The sequence below is a fragment of the Dokdonia sp. 4H-3-7-5 genome, from assembly GCF_000212355.1.
Lineage (GTDB): Bacteria > Bacteroidota > Bacteroidia > Flavobacteriales > Flavobacteriaceae > Dokdonia.
The window spans coordinates 522,066-537,555 of record NC_015496.1 but is presented as its reverse complement, the minus strand read 5'-3'; the positions used below and the strand labels follow the sequence as shown (position 1 = coordinate 537,555).

Below are 15,490 nucleotides of genomic sequence, written 5' to 3'. Positions count from 1 at the left end.
TTTTTTTATGCTTATCTATTACGGATGATTACCGCAACACAATCTTCTTCACAACCTCTCTACCTAATTCTTCATTGATCATTTTGAGAATTTTTTCCTTTCCATAAGAGAGTTCTTCTCTAAAGACGGAAGAGCTTAGGTTTACAAATAGTGTTTCCCTCTCAAAACGTATGGAAGTAGTGTAGGTTTCAAAAGCTGGATTGAGTGCAAACCATGCGCCTGTAACATCCACTTTATCCATTCCTTTGTTGAGTTTATTCTTTTCAACAAATTCTCCTAAGGCCTGACTTATGGAAATAGGGTCTGTGTTTCTTTTTGCCATTAATCGAGTGCTAGGGGTGTGTATTTTCTGTAAGTATATATGAGTCCATCTTCATTGATTAAGACAAGCTCATCGGTAGTTGCTTTCTTTACGATTTCTTGCCAGGTGTCCATCGGAGTAGCATATTCTAGTAGTAATAAATCATCCTTGTAAACTACATTGATGTTTTCGCTAGATTGCGACGTTGTAAATTCTCCTACTACGTTAGGTTGTACTTTTTTACGAACACCCTTTCCGTCTGCATTTACTTCAAAGAAGTCAATATTCTGACTCATGCTGAACTCTTTTACTTGTCCGTTAAGGTTTTCAATGGAAGCAATTTCCCAATAACCGCTTATGTGTTTTAGTTTTTCCTCATTAGACTGTGTGCAGCCTAGAGTGATGGCTAGAATGAGTAGTAGGTATAAATTTTTCACGAAAGTGTACTAAAAGTTGAAATGCAAAATACGATAAAAAGAATGTCTTATTGAGCGCGTTCCAGATGAAAAAGCTCATAACTCTGATGAATATTTTTCACCACACTTTCCGTGCGTTCCGGATGGGTGTCACTTATAAATAGTTGGCCAAAATCATTGGTGTTTACTAGCTCAATGATGTGTTGCACTCGACTTTCATCTAGCTTGTCAAAAATATCATCAAGTAACAGTAGCGGCGTGGTGCCACTTTCTTGCTTTATAAAATCAAACTGTGCTAGTTTTAAGGCAATGAGATATGATTTTTGCTGACCTTGACTTCCAAACTTTTTTACGGGATGACCATTAATTTCAAATTGAAGATCATCTTTATGAATACCTACGCTTGTGTATTGCAAGGAGCGATCTTTTGCTAGCGCATTAGTAAGAGAGTGCTTGAGCGGCATGTCGCTTAGTGTACTGCTGTAGGTAAGTGTCACATGCTCTGTGCCGCCACTTATCGCTTTGTAGCGCTCGTTAAATATAGGAGCAAAGCGTTCTAAAAACTGTTTGCGCTTTTCAAAAATAGGAGTTCCAAAGCCTTCAAGTTGCTCATTGTAAACGGCGAGTGTATCTGCATTAAAGGTGCTATTTGCTGCAAAATATTTGAGCAAGGCATTTCTTTGAGCAAGTATTTTAGAATATCCTAGAAGGTTAGAGAGGTAGCTTTTGTCACTTTGTGAGATTACGCCATCTATGAATTTACGGCGGGTGTCACTTCCTTCGGTAATAAGATCTCTATCTGCTGGTGAGATAATAACAAGTGGTAAAAAGCCTATGTGATCTGCAAAACGCTCGTATATCTTAGCATTGCGTTTTATTACTTTCTTGCTACCTTTTTTTGCGCTAACCACGACTTTCTCATCACGACCGTCTTTTTCATAAACTCCGTTTACTACAAAGAAATCTGCATCGTGATTTATGTTCTGACTAGTAACTGGATTAAAGTAGCTTTTACCAAAGGATAAGTGATAAATCGCATCGAGTATATTAGTCTTCCCCACGCCGTTATTTCCGACGAAACAATTTATTTTTGCATCAAAGGTAAAGTCCTTGGACTCAAAATTCTTGTAGTTGATAAGAGAGAGAGATTTCAGAATCATAGGGTGGTGTAGGTGTGCAACGCTTTTACAAAAGCTTAGTACATCTAGTAATAGTGCTTTATTAGTCTTCAAAATTAAGCATTAATTTCCCTTTCATAATTCAATAAATATTATATTTTTGCCCGACTAATAAACGACGAAATATGGCAACATATAATAAAAGAGGATATAAATCGAAAACGAAGCCTGAAAAGGAAGAAGTTGAAGAGTTTATAGATGATAGCGAAAGCACAACGGCAGAGGTCTTTGAATCACTAGATGAAGGAGCGAATAAAGCAGAGGAGTGGTTTGAAAAAAACCAAAAACCTGTGATAGGAGTTATCATAGCTATCCTTGTGATTGCTTTATTGTACCTAGCATACAGTAAATTTGTTGCAGAACCTGCAAGAGCAGAAGCAGCAAATGAGCTTGTAGTTGCTCAAGAAAGCTTTACAACAGCACTAGAAGCAACAAATACTTCTGTTAAAGATTCACTATATATGGTGGCACTTAATGGAAAGAACGGTAAGTACGGTCTTTTAGACGTAGCAGATAACTATGGAGGAACTCCTTCTGGTAACCTTGCTCACTATTATGCTGGAATGTCTTACCTTGAGATTAAAGATTATCAAAACGCAATTACTCACTTGCAAGATTTTTCTAGTGATGATAAAATGCTAGCACCACTTGCAAAAGGAGCAATAGGTGACGCATTCATGCAACTAGGTCAAGCAGATGAGGCTCTTGATTATTATGAGAAAGCAGCAGGGATGAACGCAAATGACTTTACAACACCACGTTTCTTATTTAAAGCAGGTGTAGCAGCAATCGATCTAGGAAAGATGGATGCAGCAGTAAAGCATCTTACTCGTATTAAAGAAGAGTATGCAACATCTGAGTATGCAAGTCAAGTAGACTTATACTTAGGTCGCGCGCAAGCAGCAAAATAACATAGACTAGCGCATTTAAAGCGCTTTGTACTATAACATAAATTACTATTATGGCAACAGCAGGTAACAACCTCTCGGCCTATGATAAAGCAACCATCCCAAACTCGAAAGACTTCAAGTTTGGGATTGTTGTTTCTGAGTGGAACGATGAGATCACAGAAGGACTCTTTAAAGGCGTATTTGACGCTTTAAAGGATTGTGGGGCAATTAACGACAATATTGTGCGCTGGAATGTTCCAGGAGCCTTTGAGCTCATCTATGGAGCTAAAAAGATGATACAGGCATATGACATGCTAGATGCTATTATCGTCATCGGTACCGTGATTCAAGGTGAGACTAAGCATTTTGATTTTGTATGTGAAGGAGTGACTCAAGGAATTAAGGACCTGAACTTGCAACAAGATATTCCTGTGATTTTCTGTGTACTTACAGATAATAACATAGAGCAGTCTAGAGCTCGTAGTGGCGGTATACACGGTAATAAAGGAACAGAAGCAGCGATTGCAGCTATAAAAATGGCGCAATTGAGAAAAGATGCAAAGTTCTAAATGTTGTAGGGTTACGCTTTCGCGAAAGCGTGATAAACAAACAATAATTTTTTATATCTCATAGTAGTTGTTGTACTATTTGTGTTTCCGTTTGGTGTGATTGTTCTTAATTCTCTAGGGAGAATGAATGGAACGGTACGCTTTTTGGATACGATATTGTATCTTTGAAACAACAGTATTATGGGAATTATAAAACGCACAAACAAGAAGTATAGTTACGAGCCGCGCTATTATAATAGCGATAAGGAAGGGAGTCCTTTTAAGATAGAAGGACGCTTTGATGAGCATCGTAAAACGCTTAACTACAATGGTGGACTAAAGAAAAAGTTTACTACTGCGTGGGATGAGCTCCAAGAAAGTCGTAAAGGTGGATATAATCGTACAATCGCAATTGTATTCATTCTCATGGTATTATTATTTCTTTGGATAATAGACTTCGACTTATCCATATTTACAAATCCGCTATAACCGTAAGTCCTAATGGCAGACATTATAAAACTCTTACCCGATCACGTAGCAAACCAGATCGCTGCGGGAGAAGTTGTGCAACGTCCAGCTTCTGTGGTAAAAGAATTACTTGAAAATGCTATAGATGCAGGAGCATCTACCATTAAACTTATAGTAAAAGATGCTGGTAAAACCCTGATCCAGATCATAGATGATGGAAAAGGAATGAGTGATACTGATGCTCGCATGAGTTTTGAACGTCACGCGACATCTAAGATTACTACAGCAGATGATTTATTTAATTTAAATACAAAAGGTTTTCGTGGGGAAGCACTTGCATCTATTGCCGCAGTTGCTCATGTAGAACTTAAGACGCGTCCAGAAGGAGCAGAGGTTGGAACGCGCATAGAGATAGAAGGTAGTAAGATTAATGCACAAGAGGTTTGTGCTACGCCTAAGGGAACTTCGCTTTCTGTAAAAAACCTGTTTTTTAATATTCCAGCGAGGCGTAATTTCTTAAAATCTAATAGTGTTGAGCTACGTCATGTAATTGACGAGTTTCAACGTGTTTCACTTGCGCATCCAGATATTGCTTTTGCAATGTATCATAATGAGGGTGAGTTGTTTCAATTACCTCAAGGGAATCTTAAACAACGTATTGTGGCTATTTTCGGTGGTAAGACTAATGAGAAGTTAGTTCCCGTTCAAGAAGAGACAGACATCCTTACTATTGACGGATTTGTAGTAAAACCTGAGTTTTCTAAGAAGACACGAGGGGAGCAGTTCTTTTTTGTAAATGATCGTTTTATAAAAAGCGCATATCTCAATCATGCTGTAACGGCAGCTTTTGATGGTCTCTTGCCAGAAAGAGCTAGAGCGAGCTACTTCTTATACCTTAAGGTAGATCCAAGTACGATTGATATTAATATACACCCTACCAAGACAGAGATAAAGTTTGATGATGAGCATGCATTATACGCAATGCTACGCAGTACCATCAAGCATAGTTTAGGGCAATTTAGTATTGCGCCAGTACTCGATTTTAATCGCGATAGCGAACTCGATACTCCTTATGATTATAAAAATAAGGGTATTGTGACGCCTAAGATAGAAGTAGACCGCACATTTAATCCCTTTGAAAACGTAGCGCCTCCAAAACGTGGAGCGCAACGTCCAGAATTTGAGAAGCCTAGTGCTGCTGGGTGGGAGAATATGTATGAAGGGATGGAATCTCAAGCAACTGCCGTAAGTACCATGACTTTTGAGAAAGAGGTGAGTACTCCAAATATGTTTGAGAGCGGACTTAATGGTGCTAAGCATAGTACCCCGACTTCGTCTTCTCAAAATGAATCATCTACCTATCAACTTAATAATAAGTATATAGTTAGTACCATCAAAAGTGGGATGGTGATTATAGATCAGCATAGAGCGCACCAGCGTGTCCTTTATGAAGAGTTCTTGCGTAACATCACGGTAAAGGAATCTGTAAGTCAGCAATTGTTATTTCCATTAACCTTGGCTTATAGTACTACAGAGCTAGCCCTTATTGAAGAACTCAAAGCTGGTCTAGAAAACACAGGTTTTATCTTTGGGACTATAAGCGGAGATATTCTTGAGATAAACGGAATTCCTACTTCTATCACAGAGAGCCAAGTGCCAGTGGTGATAGATCAATTACTAAGTGATCTTGAAAACGAGGTGCCAGATAGTGGCTTTAGTCAAACGGATACACTAGCTAAGAGTATGGCAAAAAGTCTAGCTGTAAAAGGTGGCGTATCATTAGATAGTGCATCTAGAGAGCATCTAGTAAATAGCCTTTTTGCTTGTAAAGAACCGAGTATTTCACCTACTAATCGCAAGACGTTTGTGACAATGACAAGTGAAGACTTAGAAAGAAAATTTAAGTAGGTATGGGAAGAATAACTGAAACAGTAAAAATACTACTGATAGTTAACGTGATTTTCTATCTAGGATCTCTGTTTATTATTAAACCAGATCCAGCGATGCAATTATTTGCATTATGGTTTGTTGAAAATCCTAGCTGGCAAGTATGGCAGCCACTCACGCATATGTTTATGCATGATATGGGAAGCCCTATGCACATACTTTTTAATATGTATGCGCTTTGGATGTTTGGAAGCCCTATCGAAAATGCACTTGGACAAAAACGATTTGTATTCTTCTATTTTTCGGCAGGATTAGGTGCAGCACTTATACATACACTCGTCAATTATTATCATTTTAATAGCGCAAGCGATGCTATAATGGCCTTAGGTTTTAATGCTGAGGATATAAAAAGTATTCTAAGTACAGGTTCATTTAGTGAGGTTATACCACGAGAAACCGCTCAGGAGTTATACGAGTCATTCGCTGTGCCTGCAGTTGGTGCATCTGGTGCAATAATGGGATTACTTGTAGCGTTTGGGATGCTGTTTCCTAATGCTTCATTAGGATTACTATTTATTCCTGTACCTATCAAGGCTAAATACTTTATACCTATCATTGTGGGGATAGATTTATTTTCTGGAGTAACAGGCTTTTCAATTTTTGGGGCAAACATTGCACATTGGGCTCACTTTGGAGGTGCTTTATTTGGATTTGTAATGATGTTCTACTGGAAGAAACAAGGATTAGGTCAATATTGATATTTACATATGGCAAATACATCACTAGCATATAAATATAGTACCGCAAATATTGCAATCAAATTGATTGTGATCAATGTAGCTGTGTACTTGCTTTTTAATATTATCCCGTGGATATCTGGTTTAGGATCAGATTTTTTTAGTAGATACTTTGTATTGCCATCAGACTTTGTGAGATTCTTGCAGCAGCCGTGGAGTATACTTACATATGCTTTTTTACATGCTGGTTTTGGGCACTTGTTTTGGAATATGGTGTGGCTTTATGTCTTCTCAAGGTTTGTTTTAAACATTTTTTCTGAAAAGAAATTTATAGCAATTTACCTTCTAGGAGCTATCGCTGGAGGAACACTTTTTGCATTATTATATAATGTACTTCCAGCATTTAGAGGTACAGGTGTGTTGCTAGGTGCAAGTGCGGCTGTAAATGCAATTGTAGTCTTCATAGGTACATACACACCTAATGCAGAGATAAGGATATTTACATTTAACATTAAGCTATGGTGGATTGCAGTATTTGTAGTGCTTAGAGACCTATTAATGCTAGATTCTGGAAACGCTGGAGGATTAATATCTCACTTAGGTGGTGCGGCTTTTGGATTTATATATGCAAAGCAATTACTTAAAGGTAATGACATTGGATTGTGGTTTGAAAAAATCATGGATTCTGTAACAAGTTGGTTTACTAAAACACCTAAAAAAGAAAAGAAATCTCCGCTTCGTACGGTACATAGAACAGCAAAGAATGCAGGGTCTAAAACGAGAAGTACTGCAACTGGATCAAAATCTGAGCAGCAACAACGCATAGATGCTATTCTAGATAAGATTAGTAAAAGCGGTTACGATAGTCTGTCTAAGGCTGAGAAGGATTTTTTATTTAAAGCCGGTAAGGAATAAGAGATGAAAAAGCTCGAATTCTTCGGTAAGATTATCTTCTTTGTAAATAGCATATTTGCCGTACTTCTATTAGCTAGTTATTTATTACCATTTATACCTCCACATATCTTTCCAGCACTTTCAGTGCTTAGCCTTGTGCTTCCTGTATTGCTTATCATCAACTTTTTGTTTTTGATGTATTGGCTTTTCAGAGGAAGGAAGCAATTGTTATTATCTGCTATTATTCTAGCCTTAGGGATTACACATATTTTCTCTCTTGTACGTATAGGTGGAGGTGAGGATATAGGTGATGGAACCACATTAAAAGTGCTTACCTATAATGTGCGACAGTTTAATATTCATGGTTGGTCTGATGAGGTTAAAGTAGGTGAACGTACCATACAGCTAATCTCAGATAAAAACCCTGATGTTGTTTCTTTTCAAGAATATTACCCAGGATTTAAACCTGATGAGAAGGTTTATCCTTATGAGTACAAAGTGATGAAATCACCTAGTAAATCTTTTGGTCAGGTAATTTTTTCAAAATATCCAATTATCAATAGTGGTTCATTGGATTTTGAAAATACTGGTAATAATGGAATTTACGCAGATATAGCTACTGCTACTGATACAGTAAGAGTGTATAATATGCATTTTCAATCTTTCAGTTTATCTCCTAATCTAGCAAACTTGCAAAAGGAGAACTCAAAAAAATTACTGGGTAGATTGGGTCAAGCTTTTGAAAAGCAAGAAACTCAGGTTGCTAAGTTTTTAAATAACGAAGCTACATCTCCCTATCCGGTTATCGTAACTGGCGATTTTAATAATAGCGCTACTTCTTATATGTATCGCAAGGTGAAAGGTGATAAGGTTGACGCTTTCGCGAAAGCGGGATCAGGAACAGGAGCAACCTTCTGGTTTGACATCATTCCTTTGCGTATAGACTTTATCTTAGTAGACGAGTCTTTACCGGTTACAAACTTTGAAACCTACGATGTAGATTTAAGCGATCATAAGCCTTCTATGGCGACTTTTATGCTAGCTCTTTAGATAGATCAACCTTTGCTAGATAATCTTGTGCGCTTGGGCCGAGATTGAATAGTAAGTCAAGAATAGTTAGGTTAGATAAATAGCCATGATTCTCGTTAAAGAGTTGGTGATATTCCGGTAAAGGATAGCTCGGTTCTTTTTTTGCCTGAACGAGATCTCTATAATCTAGTTGTTCAGGATTTTTAAAAAACTCTTCAGTAAGAATAGGTGTGATTTCTAGTTGTAAACACTCCATAATAACAGCATGACAAGCGTTATTAAAGTCTATAAGGCTTTCATAAGTCGTATGATATAAATGCTCAAAATCGTCCTCATAATACTCAAAGTACGGTGAAGTTTGATATGCAATTTTAAGAGACCTCCAGTGATCACGCTGCCAGTGAAATTTATTCTCAATCTTCACATCATAATATTGTTGGCGCTCTGTTTTATCCTTGCGGTGAAGAATAGGAACAATGAGTGTTAACTCACCAGTAGATGTAGCAATCTTCATACGCGTGCGGTACGATTGCTTTTGGAAATTCCCCTTAGCTTCAATGTGAAGTTGTTCGGTTTGATAAATTACTGCGTATTGAATGATAGGAGCACAGTAGCCTACGGTAATAAGAGCTGGTTTCATAGATTACTTCTTAGTCTGTTTTTTCTTTCTAAAGAAAGACCATCCTATGTATAATAATAAGGCTCCTAAAAACCAGTAGCGATAACTTACTAAAGGTCCATTACCACCTACGGTTGTAAATACACGATCCCATCGTATTCCGTTAAAACCAGGAACGTTTGCGTCTTTACTAAACCATACAAACACAGGCTTACCTACTACGTGATTAAAAGGAACGTAACCCCACGCTCTCGCATCTTGCGAATTATGACGGTTATCACCCATTAACCAGTAATAATCTTGCTCAAAAGTATACGCAGTAAGAGGCTCACCATTCATTAATATTTGGTTACCGTTAACTGTGATTTCACGTTCTCTACCCATTTCATAACCTTCATACACTTCAATGATGCGCTGGTAATAAGGAAGACTCTCTGTGTTTATAGCTACTGTTGTACCTTCTTCTGGAATGTAAATAGGCCCAAAGTTATCTACACTAGAAGCTCGGCCTGGCATGGCTCCAAAGATTCCTGTGTTATTTTCTCTCACATCATATCGTGTGCGTTCAACACTTATGATGTTAGCATTGTTTTTTAATTTTTCAATGGCTGCCTCACTTGCGTGCGCCATGTGTTCATACGGTCCATTCGGTCCTTCTGCCCCAGATAAGTAAATATCAGAAATTTCATAGCGACCATTCACTAGATCTGTAGGTACTACATAATTCCCATTTACATCTGTAGCTCGTTTTACGAGTAGCTCCTTAGATACAATCTTATAGCTAAACTGAATACGAGCACGATCGGGAAGATCGTTTTGCTCTCCATTGATATATACATAGCCATCGCGTACTTCAAGAGAATCTCCAGGTACACCTACAGCTCTCTTTACATAGTTAGACTTCTTGTCTATAGGCTTGCGCACGCTACCGCGCATGTGACCAGGTGTAATATCTGTAAGCGTATCAACTGGCCAGTTAAAAACTACAATATCATTACGCTTGATATCTTGAAAACCAGGAAGTCTAAAGTAAGGTAATTGTGGTCTCGATAAGTAACTCTTGGTTTTTGTACCGTAAATGGTGTCATGTAGCATAGGTGTTGCTACGGTAGTGATAGGTGTTCTTGCCCCGTAATGAAATTTACTTACGAATAACCAATCGCCTACAAGTAATGTTTTCTCTAGTGACGAAGACGGGATTACAAATGGTTGCATAAAGTATGTATGCACTAATGTTGCAGCAACTATTGCAAATAATAATGAGCTTGTCCATTCTCCGCTAGACGATTTAGGATTAATATCTCTATCGTGTTTGTATGGAGCATCTGTGGCGTAATTGATGTAGTATAAATACAATCCTCCTGTGAGCACCGTAAGCGCTGTATCTTTAATCGTGTTAAAGCCAAATGATCTAGCAGTTTCTACCCATACTACAGGTATCATAATAAGGTTTACGATAGGTACAAATAACAAAATGGTCCACCATTTAGGACGATTAATAATACCCATGAGTACTACTGCATTGTAAACTGGTACTGCTGCTTCCCATGCTTTACGACCAGCGCGTACGTAGAGTTTCCAAGTTCCAGCAAAGTGTACTGCTTGAACAATTAGAAAAAATATAAACCATTGTATAAGTGTCATCTATAATATTTTGAATCTGTAAGTTGGTCTTACGTTATTAGATATTGTTACAAGTTAAAGACCTAAAACGTCCCTCATAGTGAAAACTCCTTGTTTTCCTTGTAACCATTCTGCCGCAACTACGGCTCCTAAAGCAAATCCTTGTCTAGAGTGTGCTTCGTGGCTTAGGGTGATCGTGTCTATCTCACTCTTGTAGTTGATAATATGTGTGCCGGGTACAGTGCCTTCCCTTTCGGCAGAAATTGGGAGGTGATTTTCTTGTATGTTCTGTCCTTCATTGAGATCCCAAGCTGTATAATCTGATGCTTCAATAATACCTTCTGCAAGTGTGATAGCGGTGCCGCTAGGTGCGTCTAGTTTTTGAGTGTGGTGTATCTCGGTCATATCAACTTTATAGTCTTTATGAGGTGCCATGATAGCTGCGAGTTTTCTATTAAACTCAAAAAATAAATTAACGCCTACGCTAAAGTTTGAAGCGTAAATAAATCCACCTTTGTTCTTAGTACAAAGAGCAACCATATCTTGATAGTTATCTAGCCAGCCTGTCGTTCCAGAAACAACGGGTACTCCTGCTTCAAAACATTTTGTAAGATGGTCTACAGCACTATCAGGGATGCTAAAATCAATGGCAACATCTGCATCTGCGAGAGTAAAGCTCTCAGGAGAGTTTACTCTTGCTACAATCTCGTGACCTCTATCTGTGGCAATGCTTTCTATGGTTTTACCCATTTTTCCATAGCCTAGGAGTGCTATTTTCATATACTAAAATTTGTAATTAAAAGAGAGTCCATAATTCATGGTCTGCCCTAAGTCGTCAAAATAAAGTGCTGGACCAAAAGTCAAATCATCATCCACATCATATTGTGATAAGTGTGCATCCACATTTGCTTCTATAATCTGGAGAATATAAACCCCAGCCGAAACTAAGATAAAAAGATCTCTTCTTCTTCTAAATTGATCTTGACCATTAATAAGTGCATCATCAGAAAAGATTTCGGTAGTAGTACCATCTTCATTGATTCTGGTAAACTCATCTAGACGACCGGCAAGTCTATCTTTAAAGGCTGTTCTAAAACGTTCAGACCGATTACCATTAAAGGAGACACCATATATCGTCGAGCCCAGAGCTCCATATACTAATGGAAGCTTCCAGTAATCTTTATTATAAATTTGACCTAGACCAGGAAGCACAGCACCGTAAAAAGCGGCTTTAGCCGGTCTCAATGGGTCGTAAGGTTCTTTGCTAGATACGCCTGCTACCTCATCTGCATCTATGATAGTTTCGGCAGGAGCGTCTTGTTGCGCTTTCGCGAAAGCGTAAAAACACAATAAAAAAACCAGTAAGAGGTATTTGTTACTTTGCACCTTTAATTAATTTCTGTAAGCGATTAAAGTCCTCTTCTGAAGAAAAAGGAATAGAAATTTTTCCGCGACCATTTTTTGCCACTTTGATATCTACTTTTGCTCCAAAATACTCAGCAAAGTCTTTAGTTCCTTTTTTAATGAACTTAGGAGTTTCCTCCTTTTGCTCTGTAGGTGTTTCAACGTTAGATGTGGCATGGTAATTTTTTACCAGTGCTTCAGTCTGTCTTACCGAAAGTTTTTCTTGTAAGATTTTTTCATAAATATCCAGTTGGTCACTAGTATCATCTACATTGATAAGTGCGCGACCGTGTCCCATAGACAAGAAGCCATCACGCATACCAGTTTGTACAATAGGATCTAGTTTTAATAAACGTAAGTAATTTGTGATTGTAGATCTATTTTTACCCACGCGGTCACTCATTTGTTCCTGCGTAAGGTTAATCTCATCTATTAATCGCTGGTATGAAAGTGCGATTTCTATAGGGTCAAGATCTTGTCGCTGTATGTTTTCAACAAGAGCCATCGTGAGACTCTCATTATCATTTGCAATACGTATGTATGCAGGAATCGTAGCATTACCTATTAATTTTGAAGCTCTATAACGACGCTCTCCAGAAACCAATTGATACTTACCGAAACTCATCTTACGCACCGTAATGGGCTGTATAACACCTAGTTCGCGTATAGATGAAGCAAGCTCTCTTAAGGTTTCCTCATTAAAACTTGTACGGGGTTGAAAAGGATTGACATCAATATCACCTAGATCTAGCTCAATGATATTACCTACAACCTTGTCTGCATTTTTATCTTCGGCGCTCTTAATGTCGTTTTCTGGATCTTTCAGTAATGCCGAAAGTCCGCGACCTAGCGCTTGTTTTTTTGTTGCTTTAGCCATTCTAGCTATTATTTTTTGTAATAAGTTCTTGAGCTAGGCTCAAGTAATTAGTTGCTCCTTTACTTGCTGCATCGTAGTTAATAATGCTTTCGCCATAACTAGGTGCCTCACTTAAACGTACGTTACGTTGTATGATTGTTTCAAAAACCATTTCACTAAAATGTTTTTGAACCTCTTCAACCACTTGATTAGATAATCGTAGTCTTGAATCAAACATTGTGAGCAAAAGCCCTTCGATATCTAAATCTGGGTTGTGAATTTTTTGAACACTTTTTATAGTATTTAATAATTTTCCTAATCCCTCTAGTGCAAAATACTCACATTGAATTGGGATAATTACAGAATCTGCCGCTGTAAGCGCATTAAGTGTGAGTAAGCCCAGTGACGGTGCGCAATCTATAAGTATATAGTCATACTTATCTCTAAGGTGACCTATCGCCTTTTTCATCATGTACTCACGAGCCTCCTTATCTACAAGTTCTATTTCTATAGCAACAAGGTCAATGTGTGCAGGAATGATATCAAGGTTAGGTGAAGACGTCTTTATAATCGCCTCCTCTGCATTATTAGTATGCTCTAGTAGTTGGTATGTTCCTACCTCTACGGTTTCTACATCAATGCCTAGTCCAGAGGTTGCATTAGCCTGAGGATCTGCGTCAATAAGAAGTACTTTTTTCTCTAGCACGCCTAGTGAGGCAGCGAGATTAACAGAAGTAGTGGTCTTGCCTACACCACCTTTTTGGTTTGCAATAGCAATTATTTTACCCATAAAATTTGAGGACGATTAGGAGGTAAAAATACAATTTAAAATGGGTAATTGAAATGGATTAGAAATGAAAAAGCCGAGAAGAATATTCTCGGCTCATCGATATTTTAGAAAGTAGTGGATAACACCAGTAAAATCAAGACAACTATTTCCATTAATTAAGAAATAAAATCTGTTGGTTTTATTTTGAGATAGCTTTTACCTCTTCTTCGGTAATCATTTCTTTTTGAGTGTTTCCCCAATTATTCATAATGTAGTTCATTACATCTGCCACCTCGTCTTCATAAAGTTCTAGGTTTGCCATCACGCCATTATAGTCAATACCGTTTACAGTTATAGGACCTTGTTGTCCATATTTTACAGCTTTTATTGCCTCTTTATAACGATCTTCTGTGAGCCAGTCTGAACCTGCCAGCGGCGGGAAAGTTCCTGCTACACCTTCACCTTTGCCTAAGTGACATTGTATACAAAAGTCTTGATATACCTCTGCACCACGTTCTATTGATACGGCAAGTGCGTCTTGTGATGTGTAAACTTCTTTTTCCGCTTTCGCGAAAAATAAAAACACACTAACTCCTGCCGTATATAAACTTATAAGTAGCTTCATTATTTCTTAACTAGTTTAAGGATTCCTTTTCCTTCTACACCTACATAGATAGTGCCATTGTGATTAATCACATTGCGCACACGACCTACATCTTCAAGTAACTTTTCGCGAGCAACTACCTTGTCGTTTTCTAAAATGACAAGTTCTAGGTATTCAAATTTAAGCGAACCTATTACTAAGTTGCCATCCAGTTTTGTGTCACCAGTATTGTTTGCAAAAGCCATCCCAGAAGGAGCGATAGAAGGAACCCAGTAATACACAGGCTGCTCCATTCCCTCTTTTTTTGAAATTTCTGTAAACGTAGTTCCACTATAATTAATACCGTATGAGATTACTGGCCACCCAAAATTTTTACCAGCCTCAGGGATATTAATCTCATCTCCACCACGAGGTCCGTGCTCGTGTATCCATATCTTACCTGTCTCAGGATGCACAGTCATTCCTTGCGGATTACGATGTCCGTAAGAGAAAACAGCCTCTTTTGCTCCGTCTTGACCTACAAAAGGATTATCTGTAGGGATACTTCCATCTGCATTGAGTCTATAAATCTTTCCTCCATCACGCATAATATCTTGAGGGTTCTCATCTCTTTCACCACGATCTCCTATAGAAAAGTAGAGGTATCCATCCTTATCAAAACGCACACGACTGCCAAAGTGATGTCCCTTTCTCGTATTTGGGCTTCCTTTATATAATACCTTCTTTTCGGTAAGCGCGCCGTCTTTTAATTTTGCTCTCATAAGTGCCGTCATCGCTCCATCTTCTTCACCTTCTGGTGATGAGTACGTAATGTAAATCCAGCCATTAGTCACATAATCTGGATGCAAGCGTATGTCAAGTAAACCACCTTGATTACGCGTTACCACCTCTGGAGCTCCAGTAATCATTGTCTTCTTACCATTCTTAAAGTGTATGAGCTCTCCACTTTTTTCAGTGATAAGCATAGACTCATCTGGCAATACTGCCAGTCCCCAAGGGTTTGTAAGTTCGGGAACAATAACCTCATAGGTGTAATCTAGATTTGAGGTTAGTGGGACATCATTTTCTCTAGTTTCTTGCGCGCAAGCGACACTCGCAACAAGTAATAATAAGATATAAGTAAAACGACTTTTCATAGTATCAGATTTTAATGGCAAATTACAGAATAATCACCACACTCTATGATGTATTAACAATTTGAAAACACGTGTTAGAGGTTAGAATCTTATCTTTAATCTATGCAAGAGTAAGCTCGTAGTCAGTTATA

General features: G+C 38.1%; 18 protein-coding genes. 7 read left to right on the top strand and 11 right to left on the bottom strand.

All coding sequences use genetic code 11. The features are described from left to right. Positions 1-28 precede the first annotated feature (28 nt). From KRODI_RS02355 to recF, 3 genes are read right to left on the bottom strand one after another with little or no spacing between them, the layout of a single operon-like run. The gene (locus tag KRODI_RS02355) at positions 29-322 is read right to left on the bottom strand and encodes a DUF721 domain-containing protein (protein WP_013749967.1); all 294 of its coding nucleotides are present in this window, start codon (positions 320-322) and stop codon (positions 29-31) included. Further along, positions 322-738, bottom strand: a complete 417-nt coding sequence (locus tag KRODI_RS02350) for a hypothetical protein (protein ID WP_013749966.1) — start codon at positions 736-738, stop codon at positions 322-324. Before KRODI_RS02350 ends, KRODI_RS02355 begins: the two co-directional genes overlap by 1 nt. A 47-nt stretch (positions 739-785) precedes the next feature. Beyond that, positions 786-1,877 (bottom strand): DNA replication/repair protein RecF, encoded by a 1,092-nt coding sequence (gene recF, locus KRODI_RS02345; protein WP_013749965.1) that lies wholly within the window; start codon positions 1,875-1,877, stop codon positions 786-788. Positions 1,878-2,020: 143 nt separating this feature from the next. Between recF and KRODI_RS02340 the strand changes: the two genes are divergently transcribed. The 7 genes from KRODI_RS02340 (at position 2,021) to KRODI_RS02310 (ending at position 8,369) form a co-directional block, all read left to right on the top strand. Further along, positions 2,021-2,806, top strand: a complete 786-nt coding sequence (locus KRODI_RS02340) for a tetratricopeptide repeat protein (RefSeq protein ID WP_013749964.1) — start codon at positions 2,021-2,023, stop codon at positions 2,804-2,806. Positions 2,807-2,856: 50 nt separating this feature from the next. Beyond that, entirely contained in the window at positions 2,857-3,354 is a 498-nt protein-coding gene (gene ribH / locus KRODI_RS02335; RefSeq protein WP_013749963.1) for a 6,7-dimethyl-8-ribityllumazine synthase, read from the top strand. Between the two features lie 180 nt (positions 3,355-3,534). Then, positions 3,535-3,822, top strand: coding sequence for a hypothetical protein (locus KRODI_RS02330; protein ID WP_013749962.1), 288 nt, complete (start codon positions 3,535-3,537; stop codon positions 3,820-3,822). Positions 3,823-3,834: 12 nt separating this feature from the next. After that, positions 3,835-5,709, top strand: coding sequence for a DNA mismatch repair endonuclease MutL (gene mutL, locus KRODI_RS02325; RefSeq protein ID WP_013749961.1), 1,875 nt, complete (start codon positions 3,835-3,837; stop codon positions 5,707-5,709). Positions 5,710-5,711: 2 nt separating this feature from the next. After that, entirely contained in the window at positions 5,712-6,446 is a 735-nt protein-coding gene (locus KRODI_RS02320) for a rhomboid family intramembrane serine protease (RefSeq protein ID WP_013749960.1), read from the top strand. A gap of 9 nt (positions 6,447-6,455) precedes the next feature. Next, the gene (locus KRODI_RS02315) at positions 6,456-7,340 is read left to right on the top strand and encodes a rhomboid family intramembrane serine protease (RefSeq protein ID WP_013749959.1); all 885 of its coding nucleotides are present in this window, start codon (positions 6,456-6,458) and stop codon (positions 7,338-7,340) included. A 3-nt stretch (positions 7,341-7,343) separates the two neighbouring features. After that, complete coding sequence (locus tag KRODI_RS02310) at positions 7,344-8,369, top strand: endonuclease/exonuclease/phosphatase family protein (RefSeq protein WP_013749958.1); 1,026 nt, start codon at positions 7,344-7,346, stop codon at positions 8,367-8,369. Here KRODI_RS02310 and KRODI_RS02305 read toward each other — a convergent pair. The 8 genes from KRODI_RS02305 to KRODI_RS02270 all read right to left on the bottom strand — a co-directional run bounded on the left by KRODI_RS02305 (position 8,353) and on the right by KRODI_RS02270 (position 15,359). Beyond that, positions 8,353-8,988, bottom strand: a complete 636-nt coding sequence (locus tag KRODI_RS02305) for a WbqC family protein (RefSeq protein WP_013749957.1) — start codon at positions 8,986-8,988, stop codon at positions 8,353-8,355. The genes KRODI_RS02310 and KRODI_RS02305 overlap by 17 nt on opposite strands. Positions 8,989-8,991: 3 nt before the next feature. Then, positions 8,992-10,611: a signal peptidase I gene (gene lepB / locus KRODI_RS02300; protein WP_013749956.1), complete on the bottom strand. Its 1,620-nt coding sequence runs from the start codon at positions 10,609-10,611 to the stop codon at positions 8,992-8,994. A 54-nt stretch (positions 10,612-10,665) separates the two neighbouring features. Continuing rightward, positions 10,666-11,370 (bottom strand): 4-hydroxy-tetrahydrodipicolinate reductase, encoded by a 705-nt coding sequence (gene dapB, locus KRODI_RS02295; RefSeq protein WP_013749955.1) that lies wholly within the window; start codon positions 11,368-11,370, stop codon positions 10,666-10,668. Positions 11,371-11,373: 3 nt separating this feature from the next. Beyond that, on the bottom strand, positions 11,374-11,976 hold the full coding sequence (locus KRODI_RS02290) for a DUF5683 domain-containing protein (RefSeq protein ID WP_013749954.1): 603 nt from the start codon (positions 11,974-11,976) through the stop codon (positions 11,374-11,376). Then, positions 11,966-12,871 carry a ParB/RepB/Spo0J family partition protein gene (locus KRODI_RS02285; protein WP_013749953.1) on the bottom strand — a complete coding sequence of 302 codons (906 nt, stop codon included), beginning with the start codon at positions 12,869-12,871 and terminating at the stop codon, positions 11,966-11,968. Before KRODI_RS02285 ends, KRODI_RS02290 begins: the two co-directional genes overlap by 11 nt. A gap of 1 nt (position 12,872) precedes the next feature. Continuing rightward, positions 12,873-13,640: a ParA family protein gene (locus KRODI_RS02280; protein WP_013749952.1), complete on the bottom strand. Its 768-nt coding sequence runs from the start codon at positions 13,638-13,640 to the stop codon at positions 12,873-12,875. A 178-nt stretch (positions 13,641-13,818) separates the two neighbouring features. Beyond that, positions 13,819-14,244, bottom strand: a complete 426-nt coding sequence (locus KRODI_RS02275; protein ID WP_013749951.1) for a c-type cytochrome — start codon at positions 14,242-14,244, stop codon at positions 13,819-13,821. Further along, a complete protein-coding gene (locus tag KRODI_RS02270; protein ID WP_013749950.1) occupies positions 14,244-15,359 on the bottom strand; it encodes a PQQ-dependent sugar dehydrogenase in 1,116 nt (371 codons plus the stop codon). The genes KRODI_RS02275 and KRODI_RS02270 overlap by 1 nt, the downstream gene beginning before the upstream one ends. Between the last annotated feature and the right edge of the window lie 131 nt (positions 15,360-15,490).